This is a genomic window from Lewinella sp. LCG006, assembly GCF_040784935.1.
Lineage (GTDB): Bacteria > Bacteroidota > Bacteroidia > Chitinophagales > Saprospiraceae > Lewinella.
Genome location: NZ_CP160680.1, coordinates 2,052,590 through 2,078,858, shown reverse-complemented (window position 1 = coordinate 2,078,858; position 26,269 = coordinate 2,052,590). Strand labels below are relative to the sequence as shown.

General features: G+C 46.8%; 26 protein-coding genes and 1 tRNA gene. 15 read left to right on the top strand and 12 right to left on the bottom strand.

Annotated features, from left to right (window positions below):
- Positions 1-250 precede the first annotated feature (250 nt).
- On the top strand, positions 251-1,219 hold the full coding sequence (locus tag AB0L18_RS07060) for a YegP family protein (RefSeq protein ID WP_367391883.1): 969 nt from the start codon (positions 251-253) through the stop codon (positions 1,217-1,219).
- Entirely contained in the window at positions 1,212-1,412 is a 201-nt protein-coding gene (locus tag AB0L18_RS07055; protein WP_367391882.1) for a hypothetical protein, read from the top strand. Before AB0L18_RS07060 ends, AB0L18_RS07055 begins: the two co-directional genes overlap by 8 nt.
- A 240-nt stretch (positions 1,413-1,652) precedes the next feature.
- Here the strand turns inward: AB0L18_RS07055 and AB0L18_RS07050 are convergent, their stop codons facing one another.
- Both AB0L18_RS07050 and AB0L18_RS07045 read right to left on the bottom strand, forming a co-directional pair.
- The gene (locus AB0L18_RS07050; RefSeq protein ID WP_367391881.1) at positions 1,653-1,952 is read right to left on the bottom strand and encodes a GIY-YIG nuclease family protein; all 300 of its coding nucleotides are present in this window, start codon (positions 1,950-1,952) and stop codon (positions 1,653-1,655) included.
- A 60-nt stretch (positions 1,953-2,012) separates the two neighbouring features.
- A tRNA-Asn gene (locus tag AB0L18_RS07045) sits at positions 2,013-2,086 on the bottom strand.
- Positions 2,087-2,191: 105 nt separating this feature from the next.
- On the opposite strand from AB0L18_RS07045, the gene AB0L18_RS07040 reads away from it, so the two are divergent.
- From AB0L18_RS07040 to AB0L18_RS07020, 5 genes are all read left to right on the top strand, one after another.
- Positions 2,192-3,121 carry a PfkB family carbohydrate kinase gene (locus AB0L18_RS07040; RefSeq protein WP_367391880.1) on the top strand — a complete coding sequence of 310 codons (930 nt, stop codon included), beginning with the start codon at positions 2,192-2,194 and terminating at the stop codon, positions 3,119-3,121.
- A complete protein-coding gene (gene rfaE2, locus AB0L18_RS07035) occupies positions 3,114-3,599 on the top strand; it encodes a D-glycero-beta-D-manno-heptose 1-phosphate adenylyltransferase (RefSeq protein WP_367391879.1) in 486 nt (161 codons plus the stop codon). Before AB0L18_RS07040 ends, rfaE2 begins: the two co-directional genes overlap by 8 nt.
- Position 3,600: 1 nt before the next feature.
- Positions 3,601-4,641 (top strand): Nif3-like dinuclear metal center hexameric protein, encoded by a 1,041-nt coding sequence (locus AB0L18_RS07030; protein ID WP_367391878.1) that lies wholly within the window; start codon positions 3,601-3,603, stop codon positions 4,639-4,641.
- Positions 4,642-4,685: 44 nt separating this feature from the next.
- Positions 4,686-5,438, top strand: a complete 753-nt coding sequence (locus AB0L18_RS07025; protein WP_367391877.1) for a zinc ribbon domain-containing protein — start codon at positions 4,686-4,688, stop codon at positions 5,436-5,438.
- 67 nt (positions 5,439-5,505) lie between these two features.
- Positions 5,506-6,993, top strand: a complete 1,488-nt coding sequence (locus tag AB0L18_RS07020) for a tol-pal system YbgF family protein (RefSeq protein WP_367391876.1) — start codon at positions 5,506-5,508, stop codon at positions 6,991-6,993.
- Positions 6,994-7,042: 49 nt separating this feature from the next.
- On the opposite strand, the gene AB0L18_RS07015 is transcribed toward AB0L18_RS07020, so the two are convergent.
- Positions 7,043-7,525 (bottom strand): hypothetical protein, encoded by a 483-nt coding sequence (locus AB0L18_RS07015; protein WP_367391875.1) that lies wholly within the window; start codon positions 7,523-7,525, stop codon positions 7,043-7,045.
- Between the two features lie 73 nt (positions 7,526-7,598).
- Here AB0L18_RS07015 and AB0L18_RS07010 point away from each other — a divergent pair, with 73 nt between their 5' ends.
- Positions 7,599-8,858, top strand: coding sequence for a M16 family metallopeptidase (locus AB0L18_RS07010; protein ID WP_367391874.1), 1,260 nt, complete (start codon positions 7,599-7,601; stop codon positions 8,856-8,858).
- Here the strand turns inward: AB0L18_RS07010 and AB0L18_RS07005 are convergent.
- The 4 genes from AB0L18_RS07005 to AB0L18_RS06990 form a co-directional block, all read right to left on the bottom strand.
- The gene (locus AB0L18_RS07005) at positions 8,819-11,074 is read right to left on the bottom strand and encodes an RND family transporter (RefSeq protein WP_367391873.1); all 2,256 of its coding nucleotides are present in this window, start codon (positions 11,072-11,074) and stop codon (positions 8,819-8,821) included. The two genes, AB0L18_RS07010 and AB0L18_RS07005, sit on opposite strands and share 40 nt — an antisense overlap.
- 162 nt (positions 11,075-11,236) lie before the next feature.
- Complete coding sequence (locus tag AB0L18_RS07000; RefSeq protein ID WP_367391872.1) at positions 11,237-12,685, bottom strand: hypothetical protein; 1,449 nt, start codon at positions 12,683-12,685, stop codon at positions 11,237-11,239.
- A gap of 101 nt (positions 12,686-12,786) precedes the next feature.
- Positions 12,787-13,812 carry a hypothetical protein gene (locus AB0L18_RS06995; protein WP_367391871.1) on the bottom strand — a complete coding sequence of 342 codons (1,026 nt, stop codon included), beginning with the start codon at positions 13,810-13,812 and terminating at the stop codon, positions 12,787-12,789.
- Positions 13,802-14,227: an HIT family protein gene (locus AB0L18_RS06990; RefSeq protein WP_367391870.1), complete on the bottom strand. Its 426-nt coding sequence runs from the start codon at positions 14,225-14,227 to the stop codon at positions 13,802-13,804. Before AB0L18_RS06990 ends, AB0L18_RS06995 begins: the two co-directional genes overlap by 11 nt.
- A gap of 65 nt (positions 14,228-14,292) precedes the next feature.
- Here AB0L18_RS06990 and AB0L18_RS06985 point away from each other — a divergent pair, with 65 nt between their 5' ends.
- From AB0L18_RS06985 to AB0L18_RS06960, 6 genes are all read left to right on the top strand, one after another.
- Positions 14,293-14,943: a hypothetical protein gene (locus tag AB0L18_RS06985; protein WP_367391869.1), complete on the top strand. Its 651-nt coding sequence runs from the start codon at positions 14,293-14,295 to the stop codon at positions 14,941-14,943.
- A gap of 27 nt (positions 14,944-14,970) precedes the next feature.
- Positions 14,971-15,777 carry a hypothetical protein gene (locus AB0L18_RS06980; protein WP_367391868.1) on the top strand — a complete coding sequence of 269 codons (807 nt, stop codon included), beginning with the start codon at positions 14,971-14,973 and terminating at the stop codon, positions 15,775-15,777.
- Between the two features lie 231 nt (positions 15,778-16,008).
- Complete coding sequence (locus AB0L18_RS06975) at positions 16,009-16,848, top strand: 2,3,4,5-tetrahydropyridine-2,6-dicarboxylate N-succinyltransferase (RefSeq protein ID WP_367391867.1); 840 nt, start codon at positions 16,009-16,011, stop codon at positions 16,846-16,848.
- Positions 16,849-16,862: 14 nt separating this feature from the next.
- Positions 16,863-17,414 carry a PepSY domain-containing protein gene (locus AB0L18_RS06970; RefSeq protein ID WP_367391866.1) on the top strand — a complete coding sequence of 184 codons (552 nt, stop codon included), beginning with the start codon at positions 16,863-16,865 and terminating at the stop codon, positions 17,412-17,414.
- Between the two features lie 77 nt (positions 17,415-17,491).
- On the top strand, positions 17,492-18,085 hold the full coding sequence (locus AB0L18_RS06965) for a pseudouridine synthase (protein WP_367393135.1): 594 nt from the start codon (positions 17,492-17,494) through the stop codon (positions 18,083-18,085).
- A 190-nt stretch (positions 18,086-18,275) separates the two neighbouring features.
- On the top strand, positions 18,276-19,331 hold the full coding sequence (locus AB0L18_RS06960) for an IS630 family transposase (protein WP_367388650.1): 1,056 nt from the start codon (positions 18,276-18,278) through the stop codon (positions 19,329-19,331).
- A 355-nt stretch (positions 19,332-19,686) separates the two neighbouring features.
- Here AB0L18_RS06960 and AB0L18_RS06955 read toward each other — a convergent pair whose 3' ends face one another.
- Positions 19,687-20,787, bottom strand: coding sequence for a glycosyltransferase family 4 protein (locus AB0L18_RS06955; RefSeq protein ID WP_367391865.1), 1,101 nt, complete (start codon positions 20,785-20,787; stop codon positions 19,687-19,689).
- Positions 20,788-20,920: 133 nt separating this feature from the next.
- Positions 20,921-22,144, bottom strand: a complete 1,224-nt coding sequence (locus tag AB0L18_RS06950; RefSeq protein ID WP_367391864.1) for a hypothetical protein — start codon at positions 22,142-22,144, stop codon at positions 20,921-20,923.
- Between the two features lie 139 nt (positions 22,145-22,283).
- On the opposite strand from AB0L18_RS06950, the gene AB0L18_RS06945 reads away from it, so the two are divergent.
- The gene (locus AB0L18_RS06945; RefSeq protein ID WP_367391863.1) at positions 22,284-23,786 is read left to right on the top strand and encodes a leucine-rich repeat domain-containing protein; all 1,503 of its coding nucleotides are present in this window, start codon (positions 22,284-22,286) and stop codon (positions 23,784-23,786) included.
- A 340-nt stretch (positions 23,787-24,126) separates the two neighbouring features.
- Here the strand turns inward: AB0L18_RS06945 and AB0L18_RS06940 are convergent, their stop codons facing one another.
- From AB0L18_RS06940 to AB0L18_RS06930, 3 genes are all read right to left on the bottom strand, one after another.
- Positions 24,127-25,053, bottom strand: coding sequence for a glutaminase (locus tag AB0L18_RS06940; RefSeq protein WP_367391862.1), 927 nt, complete (start codon positions 25,051-25,053; stop codon positions 24,127-24,129).
- A gap of 452 nt (positions 25,054-25,505) precedes the next feature.
- On the bottom strand, positions 25,506-25,760 hold the full coding sequence (locus AB0L18_RS06935) for a DUF3368 domain-containing protein (RefSeq protein ID WP_367391861.1): 255 nt from the start codon (positions 25,758-25,760) through the stop codon (positions 25,506-25,508).
- A 29-nt stretch (positions 25,761-25,789) separates the two neighbouring features.
- Positions 25,790-26,029 carry a UPF0175 family protein gene (locus tag AB0L18_RS06930; RefSeq protein ID WP_367391860.1) on the bottom strand — a complete coding sequence of 80 codons (240 nt, stop codon included), beginning with the start codon at positions 26,027-26,029 and terminating at the stop codon, positions 25,790-25,792.
- Between the last annotated feature and the right edge of the window lie 240 nt (positions 26,030-26,269).

The window sequence follows — 26,269 nt, the reverse complement described above, 5'->3', positions numbered from 1 at the left end:
AATAGCCAAGATTCTTGCAATAGATTTATTGCATAGATGGTTTTCTGCCTCTAATTTAGCTATTTCCACTTCGCTTTTTTTGTCTGGTTCTGCCTCTTCATCACTTGAAGTGGCTAGGTCTATTATTTCATTAAACCAAGCTTATGACTTGCTTTAAACAGACATGGCTATGCCTATGCATAGCACTAAGCGTAATGAGTAACCGGAATTCGGGTGGCTCAGTTTTTTTAACTGCTAAAAATAATTAAAGATGCAGATCAGTAAGTTTTTTTTATTCAAAAGCCCCAGGGACGATCAATATTATTGGCACCTGAAGGCTAAAAACAACGAGATAATCCTTCAGAGTGAAGGGTACGTCTCAAAACAAGGTGCTGAAAAAGGTATCCAATCAGTACGAGAGAATTCTCCATTTGACGAACGGTACGAACGACTCGACTCAAAAGATGGACAATATTACTTTGTTCTAAAGGCTCGAAATGGAGAAATCATTGGCATTAGTGAAACATATACTACCAAAGCATCTCGTGATGCGGGTATTGAAACGGTAAAGCGAGAAGCCCCTTGTGCCCCCATTGAAGACCTAACGTTAACAGAAGAGGAGCGTAAAAAACGGGCCAAGGCTATTGGAGATGCTCAAAAGTCAGGAGGCCTAGTTATAGTACCTAGTGCTAAACATTGTAAAGAGCCAATTCCTGTCAAGCCTAAAGGTGGGGTATATGGCCAAGCAGTAGACTTAAAGGTGAAGCACAAGTTTTTCCCTCATCGTCAACTTGCAGCTTTTCAACGTCTTGCTGAAAAGGGGCTTGTAACCGAACTGGAAATGAGTAAAGGCTCGCGCAATCGTTATGTCTGGACATTTCGTTTAGGGGCTTTTAGTTTTGGGTATGCAGACCAAGAGGTTAAGGTTGACTACCAGAATTATATCCTGAAAGTAGTCTATAGTGAAAAAACAGAACCACGTGTTTTTGTTACCACTCCTAACCTTCCTAAGAATACTAAACATATTTACAAGGAAGGTCATCTTTGCCTTTATAAACCAGGCAATTGGGAATGGCAGAATTCTATGCAATTTGATGTAGATCTTTTCCCGAATATCTGTAGTTGGATTTATCAATATGAAAATTGGCGAGACACAGGCGAATGGCTGGGAGAAGAAGCTCCTCATGATCCGCCAGCTGGCTTATTAAATCACATACTAAATCATAGAAATCATGGCTAACCGAAATACGAATCGCTATCATATTAAGTGCGGTAACAAGATTTTGCACCGTGGCATTACCAACGACCTAGAACGCAGACACAAGGAGCACCGTCAACGGTACGGAGGAGATGTGATAATAGTAAAAATTGGTCCTAAGGTGAGCAGAGAATCTGCGCTACGTTGGGAACGAGAAGGAGGTCGGCGTGTATAACTAGTTGTATTACCAGCAAATAATTGATCCCATTTTATAACATGAACTAATTATGTTCTACGTCAGAGGCTGGATGAATATTCCAGCCTCTTTTTTTGCTCAGCTTACCAATAAAAAAAGGCCACTGTAAATTACAGTGACCTTTATGATGCGCTTTCTGATCCCGACTGAAAAGTCGGGAGAACTTCGACCTACGGATTAATCCCGACTCGCGAGTCGGGACCGCTCTATCCCGCTGATTTAGTCAGCACTATAGTTTTCAATAAATCGCTGCCTGAGCATGTGCTGTCGCTCTTTACTGGCGATAACTTCGCGTAAATATTTTTTGCTTTTCTGCTTCTTGATGAATCGCTCCATCTTGATGGCTACCGTTCTGTCAGGAACTGCAATCGCGAGCGCTAAAACCCAAGGGCGGTAGCGAGAAGTGAAAGAATTTTCAGACAGCTCGTTATGTTGTAGCAGTCTCCTTTCCAAATCATCAGTTTGTCCGACGTAGTATTTATCGTGTTCCTCGGAGAAGAGGATGTAAACAGAGAACATGTGTAAGCGCGATTTACCAATAAAAAAAGGCCACTGTAAATTACAGTGACCTTTATGATGCGCCTCCTGAAGGACTTGAACCTTCGACCTACGGATTAACAGTCCGCCGCTCTAACCAGCTGAGCTAAGGAGGCTTTTTATATTTTCAACTTCCTTCTTCAAAGAAGCGAGCGCAAATGTACAGTGTCTGATCAAAATTTGCAATCTTTGCGGAGATTTTTTTTCAAAAAAATATTTCTATGAGTTTATTGGTCGTGGGTACCGTCGCTTTTGACGACATTGAAACCCCTTTTGGTCGTGCAGAAAAAGTGGTAGGGGGAGCCGCTACTTATATTGCTTTAGCTGCTTCTTATTACACTAAACAGATCAAAATAGTTTCTGTAATTGGGGATGATTTCCCGGAAGCGGATCTGGATGACTTGCGGTCGCGTGGCGTAGACCTTGCCGGTTTGCAAGTGAAACAAGGAGAGAAATCTTTCTTCTGGGCGGGCCGCTACCATAAAGATATGAATGGTCGCGATACACTGGATACACAACTAAACGTCTTGGCGAATTTTGATCCAGTGCTTCCCGCAGATTACCAGGATACGGAATACCTCATGCTGGGCAACCTGACGCCAGCCGTGCAGGCGCGGGTATTGGATCAGCTGACGACCCGCCCGAAGTTGGTGGTGCTGGACACCATGAATTTCTGGATGGATACCGCCATGGATGAGCTCAAGGAAGTATTGAAGCGAATTGATGTACTCACCATCAATGACGAAGAAGCACGCCAATTGTCTGGCGAGCACTCGCTGGTAAAAGCTGCCGCAGCGATTCACGAAATGGGCCCACGTATTTTGGTCATCAAAAAAGGAGAACACGGCGCACTCTTGTTCCACAACAACGAGGTCTTCTTCGCTCCTGCTCTTCCTCTGGCCGAAGTATTTGATCCTACCGGAGCTGGCGATACTTTTGCGGGTGGTTTCATTGGCTACCTTGCCTCTACCAAGGATCTGTCGTTTGAAAACCTCAAGCGGGCGGTCATCTACGGCTCGGCGATGGCTAGTTTCTGTGTGGAGAAATTCAGTACCGAACGCCTCAAAGAACTAAGTGATGATATGATCACCGATCGGATGTTGCGTTTTGTGCAGTTGGTCAACTTTGATGCACAATTGGGAAATGATTGAACTGATCCAACAAAAAATACTTGATCTACCCTCCGCTCGTGCTAAGGTTGCCGCCTGGCGGCTGGGCGGCGGGAAGATTGTTTTTACCAATGGCTGTTTTGACCTGATGCATCCCGGGCATCTTAAGTACCTCGCGGAAGCCAGACAATTAGGGCAACACTTGGTGGTTGGTGTCAATAGCGACGCTTCGGTACAAAAACTTAAAGGCCCTCATCGCCCGATTATGGACGAAGCGGCGAGAACCTTGCTGCTGGCTAGCCTTGCTTTTGTAGATGCGGTCATCGTTTTCGGGGAAGACACACCACTGGCTTTAATCAATGCATTACGGCCTGATGTTTTGGTCAAGGGAGCAGATTACGAAGAAAAAGACGTCGTGGGGGCCAGCGAAGTGAAAAGTTGGGGAGGAAAAGTTGCATTACTCACCTTCGTCCCCGGATATTCGACCAGTAAAATCGAAGAAAAAATAAAATCGAGCTAATATGACTTCAATTGGAGCCATCGTCAAGCAGCTGGAAAGCGTCGCTCCTCCTGTTTATCAGGAAGGTTACGACAATGCCGGACTCATCGTGGGCAATGCCCAAGCCGAATGCACCGGGGTGATTACCTGCCTGGATGCTACCGAGGAAGTAGTTGCCGAAGCCATTGCCAAAGGTTGTAACCTGATCGTTGCTCACCATCCTATTGTTTTTAAAGGCTTGAAACAATTCACGGGCAAAACCTACGTAGAGCGGGTGGTGATTGCAGCAATCCGCAATGATATTGCCATTTATGCGATTCATACCAACCTCGACAATGTCTATGCTCAAGGCGTAAATGCGATGATTGCCGAACGCTTGGGCTTGGTCAACACCCGTATTTTGGCCCCGAAAGCCGGAATGATGGGTCGTGCCACAGCCTTTGTGCCTCTGGCAGTAGCCGATGAAGTGAAGCTGGCTTTGGCGAAATTAGACAATGGCCCGCAAACACCGCAGCCGCTTGTGCGACAACTTAGCTTGGGTACCGGTGCCAGCGGTGGCGTCAGTATACAGCTGGAAATAATGTACCCCGTTCATCAAAAAGGTGCAATAAATGCCGTTTTAGGTAACTTTTCCGGGGTAGATGTTGTTTATAGTGAGGTGTTTAACCAAAATCCGTTAGTAGGTTCGGGAATGGTTGGTGACCTGCCAAAGCCGCTGAAAGAAATTTCTTTTCTCAAGCGACTTAAGGAGCAGCTCAACGTCAGTTGCGTGAAGTACACTACCTTACTGGATCAGCCAATTCAAAGAATAGCCCTTTGTGGTGGTGCCGGAGGGTTTTTATTACCCCAGGCCATCGCTGCTGGAGCACAGGTTTTTGTTACTGCTGATTACAAATACCACGAGTTTTTTGATGCGGATGGTAAAATCATCATCGCCGATGTGGGACACTATGAAAGTGAACAATTTACGATTGATTTACTAGCTACCATAATTCGGAAAAATTTTGGTAATTTTGCGGTTCATTTAACGGAGGTGAACACCAACCCGGTAAATTATCTTTAATAACATCCCGTTGAGTGTTGTTCAACTAATAAATATTATTGCCAATGGCAGCCGAAAAGACAGTTGTAGAGAAGCTAGAGAACTTATATAATCTCCAGACTATTGATAGTAAACTGGATGAGTTGGAAATTCTCAAAGGCGAACTCCCAATGGAGGTGAGTGACCTGGAAGATGAGATCGCTGGTCTGAATACACGGATTGGTCGTCTGGAGACCCAGATCAAAGATATGGAGGGTGAGATGGTTCAGCATGAGCACAACATTGCTGAAGCAGAGGGCCTGTTGGAGCGCTACAGCAAGCAGATGGATAATGTGAAAAACAACCGAGAATACGAAGCCCTGATGAAAGAGCAGGAGATGCAACGTCTCGAAATCCAGCTGTCAAATAAGAAGATCAACCAGATCAAGCGCGACCTTGAAGCTAAAAACGAAACCATTGCGGCTGCTCAGACGCGTTTGGAAACGAAGAATGAGACGCTGAAAGTTAAAAAGATTGAGCTAGAAAAGATCATCGAGAAAACGGAAAAAGAAGAACAGAAACTGCACAAAGCTTCTGAGAAAGCCCGTAAGAACATCGAAGACCGTTTGCTCAAATCTTACGATAAGATTCGCAAAAACTACCGCAACGGATTAGCAGTAGCTACCGTAGAGCGGAATTCTTGTGGAGGATGTTTCAACCGTATTCCTCCTCAGATTCAGCTGGAGATTTCTCAACGCAAGAAAATTATCGCCTGTGAACACTGTGGACGTGTTCTTGTTGATGATGAGACCGCAGGTATCGCCGTCGCTGAAGCTTAGAAAAAACGCAAAGCCGCTAAGAAGCAAATTAATGTATTCTTAGCGGCTTTTTACTTCCCACCTATTTATGCGCTTTTCCTTTCTACTTATTGCGCTAAATTGTCTATTGCTCGCCCCAAGTCAGGCCGCAGGGTATTTTGATTTCAATACAAATGCCCAACGGATTTATGATAAAATTTTTGAGCTGCGGCTCAATGAGGCCCAATCGCTCATCGCTCGGCTGAAACTCGATGAACCGAACAACCTGATCGCTTACCACCTCGAAAACTACGTAGATTTTTTTACCATCTACGTTTCTGAAGATGAGCAAGCCTATCAACGGATAAAAGCCAATCGCGATCGCAGGCTAAATAAAATTGCCGAAGGCGATCAAAATTCTCCCTACTATCTCTACACCCAAGCAGAAATAAGGCTCCATTGGGCCTTGCTCAAGCTCCGTTTTGAAGAGTATCTGGGGGCATTTTCCGATATCAATCGTGCCCATAAATTACTCCTTGAGAATCAAACCAAGTTTCCCACTTTTTTAGGGAATCAAAAAGATTTGGGCATTTTGCATGCGGCGGTAGGTACCGTCCCCGACAACTATCGCTGGGCTTTGGAGATGCTCAGTAGCCTGGAGGGGACGGTAGAGCAGGGCAAACGTGAAGTGGAAGGGGTGCTGAATGCTGCCCGTAGAACCCATTTCCCTTTTCGGCAGGAGACCCAAGTGCTTTATGCTTTTTTACTCCTTCATCTGGACGGACGACCAGAAGCGGCCTGGGCTGCCCTGGCAGACGCAGACCTAAGAGCTGAGGATACACCTTTGCACGCCTTTGTATTGGCCAATGTAGCTATGCGAACAGGGCGAAATGATGAAGCTATCCATTGGATGGAAAAAGCCCCCCGAGGAGAGGCTTTCTACCCTTTTCCTTACCTCGATTATATGCTTGGCGTAGCCAAATTGCGACGACTCAATACCGATGGTCGTCGTCATTTGCGAGATTTTTTGAGAACCACCAGAGGCCGCCATTACATCAAAGAAGCCTACCAAAAATTGGCTTGGGCCGAATTGTTGAATAATCGTCCGGAAGGTTATAAAAGCTATATGACCTTGCTGCAAAGTCGCGGTGCAAATGCTGCGGGAGGCGATAAAAATGCAGAAAAAGAGGCACAAGCTGGCATTGTTCCGCCACTGGTTTTGCTCAAAGCTCGCTTACTCTACGATGGAGGTTATTACCAACGCGCCCTGGATGTATTGGCATCTCAAGCCGAGAGCAGCCTACCCTCTTTTTTGGCTAAACTGGAGTATACTTACCGCAAAGGACGTATTCTACACGGCTTGAAAAAATACGAGGAAGCTTTGGCGCAATACAACAGAACGATCGAGCAAGGACAGAACAGCGAAGCTTTTTTTGCTTGCAATGCCGCTCTCCAGGCAGGCTTGATTGAAGAAACAAGAGGACGGAAAACCAGCGCGCGCGCCTATTTTAACCGTTGTTTGTCGCTGAAACCGGATGATTATAGTACGGGCCTCCACCAACAGGCCAAAGCTGGCCTTTCCCGGGTCGGGCAATAGAAAAGCGGGAAGATCCTCGATAAAAAGATACTTCCCGACTCATCATAAACTACCAGATTTTTTGTTGGACGCTTACGCCTGGCGGGGGATGGGTAGCCCAATTTTTCTTCAATTTCCGTAGGGTACAAGGTGTAAGTTCGGCGGTCTCCAGCGCTTGGTAAGCTTTTTCAAACCAGGCAGCTCCCCAAGCTGTATCCGGTAAGCCGTATTGCCGCGTATCATTTTCTGTTTGGCTACAATACGTCCACCGATAGGGATAAGTATCCTGGATGCGTGGTGCAAAAGCAGGAAGTAAGCGCAACTGTTTGAAAGAAAAAGTCTTGCTGGGCCAGTTTACACTTTCGAGCTTGGTGCGCTGGTAGAGCAGCTCTCCAGAACCATCCGCTTGTACCGTCAGGGCCCATCCATTTGAATCCTCCAGCAAGATAGATGCTTGTCCCAGGCTACTGCTTTCTGTGGGTGCTGGCTGGCAGGCAAAGAAAAAGAATATGGTCGTGACGAAAACGATTATGACCCGGAGAGCGTTTCGCATATTGTCCTTACTTTTGTGCGTCAGCAACAAGATGCAGCCCCACCTTAAAATGGTGGTTTATTAAATAGAATAAATGATTCACTATAAACGCTTTACCTTGGCCAATGGCTTGCGGGTGTTGGTCCACGAAGACCACAGCTCTCCGATGGCAACGGTAAATCTTTGTTATTATGTAGGCGCGCGCGATGAGTCGCCGGAACGAACGGGTTTTGCCCACCTTTTTGAGCACTTGATGTTCAGTGGAACCAAAGCTGCCCCTAATTTTGACGATCCACTGCAGATGGCAGGGGGGGAGAACAATGCCTTTACCAATAACGATATCACCAACTATTACAACGTTGTGCCCGCTGAAAATCTGGAAGTCGCCCTCTGGTTGGAGAGCGACCGCATGCACAACATCCGCTTCAGCGAAAAGAAGTTGGATGTGCAACGAAAAGTAGTGGTAGAAGAATTCAAGGAAACTTGTCTCAACGAGCCTTACGGCGATGTTTGGCACCACTTGGCAGAGCTCGCCTATAAGGTACATCCTTATCGTTGGCCTACCATAGGTATGGTACCTGAGCATGTGAGCGAGGCTTCTTTGGAGGATGTACGGGCGTTTTACGACAAGTATTATCAGCCCAATAACGCAGTCCTTGTTGTCGCAGGAAAAGTAGTTACGGACGAAGTAAAGGTTTTGGTGGAAAAGTGGTTTGGCCACTTGCCGGCGGGGCCGATCATCGAAAGAATCCTTCCCCCGGAACCACCGCAACTAACCTTGCAACAACGGGTGCTGAAAGCCCAGGAACCTGCCGATGCACTCTACTTCGGCTTTCATATTCCCAGCAGGGTCGACCGTGATTACTACGGCGTGGATATGCTCTCGGATATCTTGGGTAATGGGCCTTCTTCTCGTCTTTATCGGCGCTTACTCAAGGAAAAAGAGCTGTTTTCGGCGATCGATTGCTACGTTTCGGGAAGTATTGATCCAGGGCTTTTGATCATCGAGGCCAAGCCCGTCGAAGGTGTTAGCAACCAGCAGGCTCGGGCTGCAATTTGGGAAGAACTGGAATTGCTGAAGCAAGAAGGGATCAGTACCAGAGAATTGGAAAAAGTAAAAAACAAGGTGGAGAGCACTTTGATTTTTTCAGAACTCAGTGTGCTCAATAAGGCGATTAACCTTGCCTTTTTTGAAATCCTGGGCAATGCCGAATTGATCAACCAGGAGGCCCAGCTGTATCGTCGCATTACCAGGGAAGAATTGCAAAGCCTGGCTCAGCGCATTTTCGTAGAAGACAATTGTTCGGAGGTGACCTACGAAGCAGCCTTGGAGGAAGCGTCCGTTGCGGAGTAGTACCACATCAATAATACCGGTAGCAACAGCAAGTCGGCAAAAAGTGCAAACAATAATGCCAGACTGACCAGTAGGCCCGTGGTAAAAGTCGTCTGGAAAGAGGAAAGGAGCAATACACTAAAGCCAAGCACCAAAATAATAGAGGTAATTGCAATGGCTTTCCCTGTAGAGCGGTAGGTGTTGGCAATTGCTTCCGCGGGAGAAATCCCCGCTTTGAGCTCATTTTTCAGCCTGCTCATAAAATGGATCGTATCATCTACAGCAATACCAAAGGCAATGGTAAACACGATGACGGTCGACATTTTTAGCCCCATCCCTGTCCAGCCGATGAGGCCCAGCATGAACAAGAGCGGCAGGATGTTGGGCAAAATAGCCAACAAGCTGATGCGCCAGGAGCGGTACAACCACCCCATTAGCAAGGAGACTACCACGATGGCAAAAATCAAACTGTAGAGCAATTTGTAGGTGATGATCTGGTTGCTCTTGTCCAAAAGGAGCGTATTTCCCGTAAGGTGAATTTTTAGCACATCGGGCACGAGGGCACTATCGATAAAAGTAGTCAATTGTTGATTGCGCTGCCCAATGACAGCACTGCCCAAATCTTCCATTTTACCCGTTATTTGGGTGGCTTTTTCATCATCGGTCAAAACAGCGTGCAGGCTGAGTGCCGCTCGGTTTTCCAGCACTTTATCCGTAAGGTATTGTGAGAAATCGGGATCGGCAGGGAGTGCAAAAGCGGCTGGCTGGCCTTGATGGTGAAGCCGATTGAAGCGCTTGACTTGCGTGGCAATCGTGTAAACGTCGCGCAACCCATAATCTTCCAGCAAATAGTTTTCCAGTTGATCTATTTGTTGCAGTATCTCCTGGTCCATGATCGACCGGGAGGAATCAGCTACTTCCAGGTGCATGCTGAAAGTGCGGATACCCGAAAAGTGTGTTTCGAAAAACTGGAGGGTTTTACTAAAATCATCCTTGGCGGAAAGCTCCTCGTAGAGGTAGGCATTGATGCGCAATTTAGACATGCCGGCCAGAGAAATAAGAACCAATCCAGCAGTGACTCCTATAATCAACCGCGGATGTTGGGTCAAAAAATGATAAATCGCGGCGATCTGACGATCTGATCGCTGGCCCTTCCAGCTTAGCGCGGATGCGGAAACCTGCTGCAACAAGGGAGGCAGCAGATAGATCGCCAATAAATACGCATAAGCTACTCCGATGGTCGTGAAAATACCAAACTCAATAAAGGGTTGCAACGACGAATAAGCGAGCGTAGCAAAACCCAAACCCGTAGTGAGGGAAGTCAGGAGAATAGCACTACGCATTTCCCGAAAAGTAAAGCGAATGGCCTCCTCTTTGGGCAATTCCCCGTGATCGTTAAAGCGATTGATAACGTGAATGACATCGCTCAGTGAAATGATGGCTACAATGGTGGGGATCAGCACGGTCATCATGTTGATGGTACCGCCCAATAAAGCGATGGTACCCATGGTCCAGACAACCGTCAGGGCAACGATGAAAATAGGCACCAGTATCCCCGCCAGCGAGCGAAAACTGACAAAAAGGATACCCAAAATAAGCAGGATAGCCAAGCCCGATAGCCAGTACATCTCGGCTTCTAATGCTTTGAGGTAAGCATCCTGGGCGTAAATATCAGCGTAGAGGTGCGTATGTTCAAAACCCAGCCGCATGGTTTGCTTGACGACGAAGTCTCGAAATGCCTCCTTGTTTTGGTCCGTCAGCGCTTCCGTCAAAAAGACATAAACGCAGACGGCATCGTTTTCTCGACCAATAAATTTCGGGAAAACATCGGGATAAGCCTGCAAGAAAGCCGAATCAGCAGCGTAGCGTTCCGGGTTATGAGGGTGAAGAAAAGGGGAGCTTTGGATGCCTAGCGGCGTACGAAAATGATAGCGCAGGTTGGTGGGCGCATTGACTTCTTTGACCAAGGAATGCCGCTCAAGCACATCCGCCAAGCTGTCGAGCCGTAGGAGGAAATCACCTTGATAGATGCTTTCTGTATTTTCCAGACCAAGAATAAGGTAGTCCTGATGATGCGCAAACTTCTCTTTGACTTCTTCATAAAATGCCAGCTCCGGATCATGCTTTGGGAAAAGCTGTTCAATGTTATAATCATAGTTGAGTTGCGTAGCAAAATACCCCTGAACCAGAGTGATCAAGGTGATGAGGAGATAAAATATGCGAGGTTGTCGGGACAAATTACCGTTTGCTGATAAATACAAAACGTATCGTCTACTTTAGCAGACAATACGTTTTGTAAAAATAGCATTTACCATGGCATTCCGTTGGGCATAATTATCTGTAGGACTTATTACAGACATCTACGGCTCTTTTCTCCAGTTGCAATGCCACCGTTTGGTTTATTGCTTAGCTAATCCTGATCTCATTTCACGGTACTGGACGAATTTCAACTCATTAATCTGCTGCATTGTTTTCCCCTTACCTGCCTGTAGGTAACCGTCGAAAACATGGCTCAAATAGATGGGGGATTTTGGTTTGTCACTAGCAAAACCTACCCCACCATGACAAGAAAAACAGTTGGATATATTGCTGATAACGTTTGTTTCAGAAATATCTGGAGCAAAGGTCTGCTCAAAAGTCTCCATTGTAAGGTTGGCATTGGCCGTACTGCCCCGAGGTATTGCTCCTGGTGCTACGTTCCCGATATTGTTCGCCAGAGCTACGATGGTATCTGCTTGTTGCGTCGGTGTTAGGCCGTCCATGTTTAGCCAGAGTGAACCTTTGTAGTAGTAATTGTTCCAGACGTCTTGTAAATTGGCCGCTACACAACTATCAATGCTTATGATATTATTGTAGTTCGCAGGCTCAGCCTGGCTGGTATTAACAAAGGCATTATTGCTTGTTCTAGGGATTCCAAACTCAAAAAGGGTGTAAGCGTTATTAGGCAACTTGGGGACTTTGTTGCTCCCGTCCCATTGGATTCCTTCCAGCGTATTTGTTGACCCTGTACCAAAAAGCAATGTTTCGGTTGCCGAACTAGCTTCGCTCGTGTTCCAGTCGAAATCCGGAGCCATATCATGATGTTCGAAAGTAGCCCAGATAAACTCGGGGTGATTAATAACTACGCCTACCACGTGCATACCCAACAGTGCAACAGTTTCCACCCTATAACTATTATCCGCTTGCTGTACGGCTGCGGTGGTGGTGTAATAAGCATCGGCGACCGACGGATCAAGTGCATCGGCATCCACCCACGAAACCTTTAGTTCTACGGAGCCAATCGGAAAGGTTTCTTTATTATTTGCGGGTAAGCTGCCATTGAGAATGGCAGTACGAAAAGCGGTAGCAGCTTCGTACATGGTAGTGTTCATGTGGATGGAATAATAAACGGTAGCAGCACTCTGATTGGTACTGAAATGGGGGTTGGTTTTCAGGATTCCTCCGCCACCAGCTTGCCCGGTACTCGACAAGACCAAGGCTTCTCCTTGCTGTGGCTGCGTGACCTCCATTTTTGCATCTACTTCGATGAATTCTTCCAGGAAGAGTGGCTTTCCGTCACTCTGCGGTTTGGTCAGGTACAAAAATTTCTGCCAGGACCACTGGTGAAACATGCAATTAGTAGTGCTGGTCGTGTCGAATGGGCTGCCCTTGCCTTCCTGCGGTGCTGGCGTTTGACTGTGCGGGAACCAACTGGCTTCGCACTCACAAGCCGTAGAAACTTCTGCCATCAATACCTCATCATAGGTAGAGGTATCAGTTGGTTTTTCCGGCGTACAGGAAAATAAATAAAGGGTAGCTATGGTACTCACAAGGAGTGCCCTTGTTAGAAAGGTGGTGGAAACTTTCATTATTATATGGGTTTGAAGGATTTAGGAATAGTACAAAAATTTATTAAAATCCTATTGCGAAACAAGGGTATAAATACCTGATTTTTAGAAAAAAACGCTAATTATTCCCGGATGATGAAATCGGTGATACGTTTTGCGAAAACAGCATTTGCTTTGGCATTCGGATGGTCGTCGTACGGAGCATTTCGATAGGTTGCCTGGTTGAGGTCGACGGCCATGTCGAGTGTTTCCAGTCCCAAGGTATTTAGTTTTGCCAGCATGATTTTTGTAACAGAAGAAGGGGTTATTCCGGTGACTAAAAGCCGGATCTGGTGTTGGTCGCACAAGGCTTTGAGCTGTTGAAAAACAAAGAGGGTAGCGGCCATTTTGTCCATCTTGCGGCTTTGCTTTTGATCACTCAAATCCTGTAGAAAATTGATGGATGCAAAAGTTTCCCGGTAAGGCCAATGTTGGTAGATACTGTCCCAGGCACATAAGCGGATGTGATAAGCATCCATGGTACGCTCCACGTAAGGAATAGCCGCTGTTTTCATGAGCGTACCTACCTCGGCACCTGATCGCTGATACCCCATGAATAAATCCCTGCGATAGGATGGCGTGAGTGCATTGCGATCGTCATGAAAATCAGCATAGTTAACAATGACCCAAGCTGGAGGTGGATAGCTCGCAAGCTGCTGCTTCAGTTGCAAATATCCCTGTACCGTACCGTAGCCAGGTACGCCGAAATTTTTGGTAGTAAACTGGGGTAAGTTTTTCTGCACTAAAAAAGGAAAAGTAAGGCTATCATCCACGCCCATGCCGTAGGTGTAGGAGCAGCCCAGGAACCATATCGCAGGCAGCGCTTCCTCTTGCTGCTCGTAAGTAGTAATGCGGAGGGAATCAGCACCATGGGTTGCACGGTAAGTGAGGCCTTGGTTGATGGTCACGCGAAACGTTCCGGGGTGGAGGGCAAACCCCAGCGAAGGGTGTGCGATAAGGCAGTTGTTGGGTGTCGACTCAATTTTGAAACCTACCTGTTGGTAAGGACGATAGCCAAGGAGCAGAAGGGCTATTTCCAGGCAGGGGAGAAGAACAAGAAAGAGGTAAACCCAATAAAAGAGGTTTTTCCACTGCGAATTATTTTGCATCCATCTGGTTCTTTATGCTCTCAGCCCATTCCTTACGTGTTTCGTCTGTGCTGTGCACTAATTTAAAGCGAAATCGAGAGCCATCACCACTCAAGCGAGGGATGACGTGGAAGTGAGCGTGAAAGACATCCTGCCCGGCAGCAGCACCATTGTTTTGGAGAATATTGGTTCCTTCGCAGGATAAACCGGGAGTTTGCCAAATAGCCTGTTCCACTTTCTTCACAACTTCCCAAACGGCAGTAGAGGTTGCCAGCGGAATACTTCTCAGTTCCGCATAATGCACCTTGGGGATAATGAGTACGTGACCATGATTGATGGGATTGATATCCATAAAAGCAAGTACGTCTTCGTCTTCATAAACGCGGTGAGCAGGAAGCTGTCCCGCAACGATTTTACAAAAGATGCAAGCGTTCATAATGAAAGTACACTTTGGGTTTGTTCCACGTGATGATTAACTTGTGCCGAATAAAGTTAAGCATAATGAAGAATATCGTCTTACTATTACTCGTCGCTGCTTGCTGCTGGAGTTGCGGCCCGGCGGCTTCTGATGCAAGCGCCCAGGACCAAACAAGCACCGAAGAGGGTGCCGTGGCCAAGAATACTTTTCTTATTCGCCCCGGTGAAGGTTTTGGCGACTTTACGGGCGAGCTGGCGAAAGCTGATCTGATGCGCCTTCTCGGCAAAAATCGCATCATGGAGCGGCCATTTTATTTAGGCGAAGGCGAATCTGCTCCCGGCTTGGTGTTGTATCCCGATAGCCCCGAAGAAGTAGAGGTTCTACTCGACGAAGATAACTTGCCGATCATGTACCGCATCCAGGAGGAGGGGAGTGAGTGGGCAACAGCGGAAGGCTTGAAAGTAGGGAGTAGCCTGGCTGATTTGGAAAAAATCAACGGTAAGCCTTTTAAATTCACGGGCTTCGATTGGGACTATGGAGGAACAGTTACCAACTGGAACGGAGGGAACTTTGCTGATAAAGATTTTTTGGTCGTATTGGGCTACGATGCTGATACCGCGCAATTTGCGGAAGAAGATCTATCCCAACTTATGGGCGACCAAGAAATACAGTCAACCCTTCCGGCCTTGAAGCGTTATGCGTTTAAGGTAATTTCCATTACGCAGCGCTATTAGGGATCAGTTATTTCCGTCAAATTACTTATGACAACAGAACAAAGACAGCACTTAGAGAAAGTCATCAGCGAAGGCTATTTTCATTCCTCCTCGCTCAGGATGAGAGAAGGCCTGCTCTTGTATCGGCAGCACTTTAAAGATTTTGCGCTTTTCGCCCTAATCGTCCCTTTTGTGGGGAGTGTTTTCACCTTGTTGGGGCTGGGTTGGATCGGGACTTTGTTGCTCACGCTGGTCATTTCGCCAGTGCTGAATGCCGGGTTTTATCTTGCTGCTCACAGTGTAATGGAAAGAGAAGCCTGGGACTTCAAACGCTTTTGGGGAGCGATTCCCAAAGCAGCACCCTTGGTTTTGAATAACCTCATCAGTATTTTGATCACGGGCATCGTGGTGCTTCCTATCTATTTCCTTTTTCAGCGGATTGGCTTTATGGATTGGTACCAGGAGGTCGTCAACAATCCGGTAAATCCACCCGAACCACCAGCGATGAGCAGCAGCGACTCGACGGTGTTCTTCCTGAACTTAGTGCCCCTCATTTACTTGCAGGTAGGTTTCAGTTGGGCTTACCCCCTGATTTTGTTCTGGGGAGCCAACCCTTTTCAGGCACTGGAGTTGAGTAGGCGGCTGGTCACCAAGCGTTGGGGAGCACAATTCATGTTGCTACTGACCTTCTTTTCGATGTTTATGTTGGCCAGTATTTTGCTCTCTCCCTTAGCGATAGCAGCCCCGGGCGTGGCTAATGTGGTTTCCTTTGGCTTGTTTTTAATTCTCCCCTGGGTGTACTGTAGCCTCTATTTAGGTTTTAGAGGTGCTTTGATGCCCCCCGTCGAAGAATAAGCCAGACTTTCGGCAAATGCCGAAAGTCCAGATAAGAGCTTGTATCTTTGCTTCATTATTGCGCAAAAAATAAATTGAGCCTTCTTTTGGGTTTTCCAAAAAGCAGGCACGCCTGTCTGGCTGGCCAGACGGGCTTGAAATGAACCGCTTAGCCTGCTTTTTGAAAAACGTCGGCTCAATTTATTTTTGTGCTGTTTCTCACCTTTTTCTTGGAAGGATAAAATTTGACTAATGACAGCTTTTCGTTCGTTGATTGAAGCGGCTTTTGAAGACCGTAGTATGTTGAAAGACAAAAATGTTCAGGAAGCCATTATGGCGGTCATGGAGCAATTGGACCAGGGACGCTTACGCGTTGCTGAACCAATAGCTACGCCTAAAAATCCGGAAACGGACGGCAAGTGGCAGGTCAATGACTGGGTGAAAAAAGCCGTTATTCTCTATTTCCCGATTGCGCAGATGGAAACGATCGAAGTGGGACCGTTTGAGTTTCACGATAAAATCCCACTAAAGAAAAATTTTGCCCAGCAAGGCGTACGGGTTGTGCCACAGGCATTGGCACGCTATGGTTCTTTTCTGGAAGAAGGGGTGATCTTGATGCCCAGCTACGTCAATATCGGTGCCTACGTAGGCAGCGGTACCATGGTAGATACTTGGGCGACAGTAGGCAGCTGTGCGCAAATTGGCCAAAACGTTCACCTCAGTGGTGGCGTAGGCATTGGTGGTGTATTGGAACCCCCGCAAGCCTCGCCGACGATCATTGAAGACAATGCTTTCATTGGCTCGCGCTGCATTGTCGTTGAGGGGGTTCATGTCGAAAAAGAAGCGGTGTTGGGGGCAAATGTTGTCCTTACGAAAACAACCCATATCATTGATGTCACTGGCCCGGAGCCTGTAACTTATCGCGGTCGTGTTCCGGCACGTTCGGTGGTCATTCCTGGTTCTTACACCAAATCTTTTCCCGCAGGAGATTACCAGGTGCCTTGTGCCCTGATCATTGGTCAACGCAAGGCAAGCACCGATTTGAAGACCAGTTTGAATAGTGCCTTACGGGAATACAACGTGGCGGTATAGAAAGGGAAATTGAAATGAGCACAACGCGGCGGCAGGAGCAAGCAAAGCTACTAAGAATAGTCAGGAAAATACATCGTTGGACAGGTGCCAGCCTCTTCGTGGTCTTCCTATTTGTCAGCATCACCGGCCTATTGCTGGGCTGGAAAAAAGACAGCAACGGCTATCTTTTGCCCGACACCCAAAAAGGCAGCTCTGCCGAGGCAAGGGACTGGCTGCCACTAGTGGATTTACAAGATCGTGCGCTTTATTTGATTGATTCCCTCCATCCGGAATTGAACAATAGCATTGATCGCCTGGATGTCCGCCCGGGAAAAGGCATCGTCAAATTTACGTTCACCGAGCACTACTACGAACTGCAATTGGATCTTAGTACAGGAAATTTACTAAGCTCCGGTAAACGGCGTTCCGACCTCATAGAGCACATTCATGATGGTACCATCATCGACCGCCAGCTAGGGAGTGGCTTCTTCAAGTTGTTGTATACCACCGTCGCTGGCTTGGCGCTTCTAGTCTTTACCGTGACAGGGTTTTGGCTATGGTACGGGCCGAAACGGATGCGGAAGTAGAAGTTTCCAGTTGAAAGGCGCTTCCAAAGTTCCTTTCAACTTCAGTCAAAAATCAACCAACCATCAAACCACCAACCATCAACCCACCAAACCATCACCACTTCGCCATCCATAAGCCCGGCGGCTATCTCTCCCAGTTTGTCAACAATCAGGATAAGCGGAGAAACAAAAAGCTGCTGGGAGAACTCCATGATTTCCCCGAGGGTACCATGGCCATTGGGCGCCTGGATGAAGACTCGGAAGGCTTGCTGCTGCTCACGACTGATGGCCAGATGAGTGAGGAGGTGCGCAGTAAAAAGGTGGAAAAAGAGTACTACGTTGAACTAGACGGTGAGGTGACCCAAGAAGCCATTGCACAACTAAAACAAGGCGTAGAGATAAGAACGAGGGCGAAGATGTACCAGACCTTACCCTGCAAAGCGATGCTTTTAGACCCTGCTCCGGTCTTTGAGGCGACCACCAGCAAAGCCAACCGACGAAGGCACCGACCAACGAGCTGGTTATCCATCACGATCAGTGAAGGGAAATTCAGGCAAGTCCGTAAGATGACAGCGGCAGTAGGATTTCCGACCCTGAGATTAATTCGTATCAGGATTGGTCAGGTCCTTTTAGGGGACATGCAAGCGGGTGACGTGGTAGAGGTGGATGATTTTCAGTTAGGACACGACTAAGCGGCGGCGAATAATAAGTCCCCCCATTTCAGGCTAGCGATTTTGGTGCAGCGCACCGTCTTATCTATAGCAAATGATATTGTCTCATGAAAAAGGTGCAGCGCACCGTGCTATTTTTCCCAACCTTTAACCATCCTGCTGAATATATACCCGTCACTAAGTAGTTTGGGAAAAAATCGTATTTTTTGGCGTGAAAATCAAGCTAAGTCAATCCGAGTACGATCAATTACGTCAAATTCAGAAGCATCCGAATTTGCCCCCGCGTCAATTCCGCAAGGTTACGGTCTTGATTATGTTGCATCAGGGACATAAGATCAAGGTCATTGAGGCTGCGCTGGGTTTGGATGATAATACCATCAGACGTTACGCGAAAGCCTTTTATGAAAAGGGATTTACGGCTTACCTCTTGGATGGGTTTACGCCCTATTCAGGAAAATTGAGCGAGGAAGAGATTTTGCTCTTGACAGCTCACTTGGAAGAGAACTTGTACGAAGAAGCCGCTTCCATTTGCGAGTATGTTCAAGTAACCTTTGGCGTTATTTATTCGGTATCTGGTATGACTCAGCTCCTGCATCGCATTGGCTTTGTATACAAGCAGACCAAGGCAGTAGCCAGCAAAGCTAACGAACAAGATCAGCTGGATTTTCTAGATGACGTACTGCCCGAACTTTTGGAACAAGCCGTACAAGGAGAAGCAGTAGTATACTACGCTGATGGCTGTCATCCCACCCATAATACCAAAACGGGGAGAGCTTGGATACGCAAGGGCCGAGACTTTGAGGTGGACTGTAATAGCGGTCGTAAACGGGTAAATATCAACGGTGCGATCAATGCACTTAAGCCTGAGCACTTGGTTTATGACATCACTGATTCTATCAATGCACAGTCTACCCAACGGCTGTGCCGGCAATTATTGAAGAAACATCCAAAGAAGAAAATATATCTGATCTGCGATAATGCCCGCTATAATCGCAATAAAATGCTTCAGGACTGGGCCGCTGATCAGCGCATAGAATTTGTATTTCTACCCCCTTATTCTCCTAATTTGAATCTAATAGAGCGGCTTTGGAAGTTTATGCGTAAAAAAGCCATCAGCTCTATTTACTACGATACGTATTCAAAATTCAAAGACGGAATAATTGATTTTCTCAATGACACTAAGTCACACAAGTCAGAGTTACGCAGGCTACTAACGTTGAATTTTCGTTCAGTAGGTGGGACTTCTGTATACGCCCAAACCACTTAGGGACGGGTATAGTACGGTGCGCTGCACCTCGGCATAAAACCTAAAAGATGGCTATAGAGACAAGCGGTACGCTGTACCTTTCATGCATAGGGCAGTGTCAAATGGGGAAGTTATTCTTCGCTGGATCCTAAGGGTTGGGCAAAAAAACAAGTTGTGTGCCATTTTAAAATGAAATGATCTTACATCAAGAGTATGGAAGGAATAAATTATTTAGGCGGAATTGTATTGATTAGTGTAATGCTAATATCTATAGAAAGACAAGCGGCAGTAAATCCTGGATTTAACTTATTTGGAATGAGTATTGCGCAAATACGGACTATTGCTTACGTTTCTATCGGTGCATATATAATTCTCATTATAAGCGAGATTTTCTAAAAAGCCCTTCATAAACCGCCATCAGTTCTCGTACACTCCGCTCCACGGTATAATTTTCTTGAATGTAGACCCGACCAGCTGCGCCAATTTGATGGCGATCACCAGGATGATCTACCAGACGATTGATGGCAGTGGCCATGGCTGCCGGATCGCGGGGCGGGATCACCAGGCCGCTTTCTCCATCCACGGCCAGGCCTTTGTTTCCTCCAATGTTGGTCATGATCGTAGCCTTGCCCAGGAAGAGGCTTTCCAACAATACTTTTGACAATCCTTCTCCTTTTACGGAAGGAAGTAAACTCAGATCACACGCCTTTACCAGCGACAATACATCCTTGCGAAAGCCCGCAAATACGACCCTGTCCCGGATACCTTTTTTGTCCAAAGCAGCCAAAGTAGCGGGATCATCCAAGCCACGGCCGATCAGTAGAAAATAGGCCGGACTTTCTTTAGGCAGCAATGCTATGGCGTCGAGCAGATAGGGAATACCCTTCATGCGGCGGGCATTGGCCACCACACTCACGACCACCGCATGGGCGGGAAAGCCAAATTCACTAAGATCACCCGTAGGAATATCCTCGTACCAGGCCGGATTGTGTCCTTTGCTGACCGTCACCGCCTTGCCTTTGGGGAAAAACAACTGGCGGTCAAATACCTCCTTTACCGCATCCGACACACAGGTGATCGCATCCACCCTGGGGTGCAAGTGGGTCAGGTAATTGGTGGGGTCCCACCAGTGGATATTGCCCGTGTAACCTCGGTAAGTAACTACTTTGACATCTAAGCCACGGGCAGCACGAATACCATTGATAATGGCTTTGTTGTTGAACAAATGGATGATTTGCCGATCCTGTTCAATAATTTCTTTCCGAATAATAGCTACTGCTTCCGACGAGAATTTCTTCTCAGGATGAAAATCAATCACCCGCATTCCGGCCGCTCGGAACTTTTCCGCAAAGGGCGTATTGCCATAAGTCATCACCTGCACATCTGCACCCGCACGGTGTAGCCCAATGAACAATTCCCCCTCCGGACGAACCGCGTTGTAGTTATCATCATAGTCACTGATGACCAGGATACGCATGGTTTGTTTTTTTTATAAAAAAATAAAAGTCGGAGGTGGAAAGTGTAAAAGTTGGATAAGTGTAAGGGTGTAAAAGTTATTATTTAAATATGCCAACCCTTACACCTTTACACCCATTTAACCCTTACACCTTCTACCCTTTCGGATAAATCCCTTCCTCCGGCACCTCACCCATTGGCACTTGGCTCACGTCGGAGCTACCGTAAGGCTCGTAGGGGGTGTCGTCTAAAATTTTTACAAAAGAAAGATGTACGCGTTCCACAAAAACATTGAGGGCAGCGGTAGAGCTTTTTAGCATGGCATAATTGCCTCCTCTGATCGTCGCTAGCCCAAGCTCTTTATAATTTTTAAGGTTGGCGCCGTCTGCTACCGTGGTAAGAAAGTCGACCATCTCCGAAAATACGCCGCGACGTTGGTAGTCGGCATGGATGCCAAAAGCTACGCCTTTTACGATGTTGTGCTGGCCGCTGTACTTCAGGTTGTACAAAAAGCGGGGCATCTTCCACCAGCTCAGTTTTCCTTTTGTGAATTTTAGGGAACGGTTGATATCCGGCATCAGGGCACAAAAACCTACGGGCTCATCACCAGCAAAGGAAATACAGGTAAGTTTAGGGTCCATGACGGGCTTCATCATCTTCAGCATCTTGTAAATTTGCTCCCCTTCCAGCGGTTTGAAGTGGGGCATATTGGCAAAAGCGGAATTGTAGACGGTAGCCATGTGGTGGCCCTCGGTCCGCAGATCACGTAGATTGATCATCCTGGATTGGATATTGTAACGTTCGCGGACCCGGCTCGAAATTTGGGTGAGGCGTTCAAAGGCCAGGTTGTCGACTTTACCACCAAAGGTGAAAATTTGCTCTTGCGGTTGGTAGTTGCGGGCGTCGAAAAAGCGCTGGTAATACTGCGGATGATAATACTCGTGGTAAAGCGGTGGATACCAACCTTTGATCAGCAGCCCCCAAAATTTATCACGCTCACCAAAATTGACCGGTGCATGGATCACGCTCATCCCTTCGGCTGCCAGGTAGGCCTCTGCGGTATCGAATAGCAGCATGGCAGCTTTATCATCATTCACACATTCGAAGAAGCCGATGCCTCCATCCTGGCGACCAATTTTTGCGTTACGCTTTCCGTCGATGAAGGCCGTAATCCGACCGATGCCTTTACCCGCTTCATTCAGAAGTATCCATACCTTTGCTTTGCCATCTTCAAAAGCCTTGTTGGAGGAGGGGTTGAAGATTTTATCAATATCACCTTCCAGCGGAGCAATCCAGTGGGGGTCATTGGCGTAGATATAATGAGGCACCTGGTGGAAAATTCGCCAGTGGGCAGGCGTTGTCACTTCTTGTATTTGCATAGCTATTCGTCGTTGGTATTCGAGCTAAAATAAGATGATCCATTTTTTTACTCAACCCAAATTGGATCACCTTATTTTTCTACGCTCACTTGAACCCTGCAAAAATAGTTATCTTTATTGGAAACTGACTTATCTCCCTATGCACGCGAACAGCTTGGCGGAAGCTTTAGCTCAGCCTCATGAAATTCGGCACCTGGTACTCAGCGGGCAAGCCCTTGAGCGCATACCGCCCAAGGTCTGGAAAAAACTGCCAAATCTCGAAAGCCTTGATTTAAGCCACAACCGGATAAAGAAATTGCCCGCGGGTTTGGCGGAGCTTAGCAAATTGCGCAGCCTACAGTTGAGCTTCAACCGGATCACCCAGGTCGACGAAGATTTTTTTGCGCTCTTCCCCCTGCTCAAGCACCTCGATTTTCGGAATAACCGTTTGCGTCAGCTACAGCTTATTTCGCTTTCGCTGGAAAGTCTGGACCTTAGTGAAAACAAGCTCAAAGGCCTTTCTCCGCTGCAATTGCATTGTCCTGAACTTTTGCACCTCGATTTGGCGAGCAACAAGTTGGAGGAGTTCAGGGTAGGAGCAGAAAACCTCAGCCATCTGCAGTACCTGAACTTAGGGTTCAATCGTTTGCAAAAATTACCGGCTTTGCCCGTAAGTTTATATGCGCTGGTAGTGAACAACAACCGCTTAACCAGCCTTCCGGCCAACTTATCTGAGCTGAAAAGGTTGCAGCGACTGGAGGTTTCGTACAACCCCATTGTGCTCAATTTGCCGGAGTTGGCCAAAAACACCCAACTCAGCTATTTGGATGTTCGCCATACACCCACCAATTGGCCGGGGGCACAAGCGCTGTTGTTGAAACTCCCCCAACTTCGGCACCTCTACGGCGGGCTGAGTCGTAAGCTACAGGATCAGCTCAGTGGCTTTTTGGCAGAATTGCCTCCGGCAATGGAGGCTTCCCAACGGGCACTGTGCTTTCGCCTTTGGCAAGGATTTGCGGCCGGGCAAGTGGAGGCAGGTAGCCTGTGGTCTTGCCTGAATGCCAATTTGCACCCGCTGATCCAACTGGGGGCGCATTATGAATTGCTGCGTAAATATCCCGCCCGCGACGGCCAGCTTCTGAGCCGCATCTGGTGGCTTTGTGGCGAAATGGCCAGTGATAAAACGGTGATAAAAAACCGCTTAGCAGCAGCAGGTATCCGCTGTACAGATAAATCTGCTGAGGCAACAGGCGTTCTTCTCGGACATCAGTTTTCTACCCTCCATCAGCAAGCAGGAGCGGTACCCGTGATGGAAGAACGCCAGCTAGTGCAGTGGCTGGATCGCAAAGAACAACGTTACCTCACCCAGACCCGCGATCGGGTGCAGCTCGCCAATTTGGAAAGAATGCTCCGCGCACCCGACCAGGGCGCTTTTCAGCTGGGTATCCAACTACTGCGCAGCCAGGGTACTCCCGATGAGCTTATCAGTACTTTATTGCAGCGTTGGTTGGCCGCTTCCCCAGCGGAACGAGCGAGCTGGGAGGATGTGTTGCTCCCCTATCTGCCGGGGAGCCTGAATATTGCCTTGGCAAATCAGGAACGGATGCTTACCTTCCCTTCTCGGCGCGGAAAAGCAGCGGCCTGGTGGAAGATGCTCTCCTGAGGTTATTTAAATGTGCATATAGTAGACTTGTTCTGCCGGGATCATTTCGGGGGCAAATCGCACCTTATCTTCCCACACTGTGCCTTTTTTTAGTCGCTTAGCTAAGGCTAGGCTCCTAAAAAAAGGCTTCGCGTGGTCGATAATGCATCGATTTTAGCTTCGCTGATCGCCTTTGGCTCAGAGTTCCCACCAAACTGCCCCGGCAGAACAAGTCTAGTTAATAACGGCCAAAATGTACTTGATCGCCAGTTAAAAAACCTCTGCGCCTTCGCGTCCCTGCCTGCAAGGCCAGCTTGCTGGCAGGCAGGGACGCGCGAAATACACCTTTCGGTAACTCCCATCAGAATATCGAAAACCCCGATTTCGAGGTCAGTAGCTCCAAGGCCTTCATTCCTAGAATGGAATTTCCTTTTTCGTTAAGCCTCGGGCTCCAAACGGCGACACTATAGAAATCAGGATAGACGGCCGCGATACCACCACCCACACCGCTCTTGCCAGGAAGCCCCACGAGGAAAGAAAACTCACCCGATTCATCATAAAAGCCACAAGTCTGCATCAGCGCATTGAGGCGTTTGAGTTGGCTAGGAGTGAGGTCTGGAATATTGCAGTCGAGTTGATTGCGGCGGGCGAATAGATGGAAGGCTTGTGCCAATTCCGTACAGCTCATCTCGATGGAGCAATAGTGAATGTAGAGCTTTAGTACATCAAGGGGGTGATTATCAAGATTATTAAAAGACTTTAGATAGTAAGCCAATGCAGCATTGCGATAAGCGGTATCGAGTTCAGAATTAACGACTACTTGGTTGTACCCAATGTTTGGGCAACCACACAGTTCCCGAACAAAGTTGAGCATATCCTGATAGGGGTCACGGAGCTGGCTCATCAAAACATCCGTGACCACCAGCGCTCCGGCATTGATGAAAGGATTGCGAGGAATCCCTTGTTCTTGTTCCAGCTGAAGCAGCGAGTTGAAGGGGGTACCAGAAGGCTCAACATCTACTCTTTCCCACAGTTTTTCACCAATCAGGCCAAAAGCAGCAGCAGTGGTGAACACCTTGGAGATACTCTGAATAGAGAACCGTTCTTCGCTATCGCCGTAGGTGAAAGTCTGCCCATCAAGAAAAGCGAGGCTGATGCCGAATTTGTTGGGGTCAATATTGGCCAGTTCGGGAATATAATTGGCTTGCTTACCTTGCCCAAAGTAAGGTTGCAATTCCTGGACGATGCCTGCTAGAAGTTGTTGATAATCGGTGGTGGAATTTGTCATAGTCCAAGATTTCCTGTTCCATTTGTTTTTATTTTATTCCTAACACCTCTGCAAGGTATTAAATTCTACATCTACACAGCTCTCAATGAATCTCAGTTGACCCGTCTTGATCCAGTATTTCTGGATACTGAGAATCTGCTTTCCTGCTGAAAAACATACATCGAAAAAACATACCAAACATTACAATAGAGTATAATGCTGAAATCTTAAGGGGTGATACTTTTCCAACAACACCTGCTAGTATACTAAGACTTTCAGGAAACGGATTGACTCCTGAGAAAAGGAGATGACTGGCCCAAGTCAAATAAGCGAATAATACTGAAACAAAAAGAAATACTGTGAACTTCATAATTAATCCCTTTTAGCTTTTTCTTGTTGCACACAATGGTTCCTGGTTACCTGTAGTGCCGACGCAGGAGGCATTGTCGCTGACAGCTATTATTCTCTGCATTCTATTTCTCTCCTAATCGCTGTAATACATTATCGACTAAACGCTGGTTTAACCGAAATCCTATTGATCTCAATTTTTCGATCTCCTCTTTAACAGAGGTAATCACCCCTTTCTGTTTTGCTTGAATTAAAATACCTAAAACACCTACTATCTTTACTCCGTATTGCTCTGCTATTAATCTTCCTTTATATTCATCGATAATCAAATATTTAGCATTTTTCTCTATTGCTAAGGCTATTGATTCCGATTCACCCAAATCTAACTCTTCTAAAAGTTCATCTACAGTTAGAGGTTTACACCTAGATTTTTAAGGTCTTTCTCTAAATCTTCTTCTGTGTAATGTATATCAATATCACGGGCTGCTAGCTCCTGTTGGAATTCTATTTGATTTAACCCAACTAGTGCTCTAGCTTGACCTGTACTCATTCTTTTCTTTTCATATAAGTAACAGGCTAAATCAATCAACAACTCATCTGCTGACACTTGAGCTTGCTCCAATACTTTATCAGAAATAATTAACGCCATAATCAACCTACTTTAAACCAAATGATAATCAATGCTTTAAGAAACAAAAACATCAATAATAATTAGTACTTTTCAATATAGCTAACAATTCTAAATCAGTCAAAGTTTCTCATTGATTTTCTTACTAAGTCATTTTTTCAACAACTAATTAAGTTCTACTTTTTTATATTATATCTTTTCCACCCAAAGGGTTGCCGCTAACTTACTTCCCCCAAACACACCAAAGATAGAACAACTTTG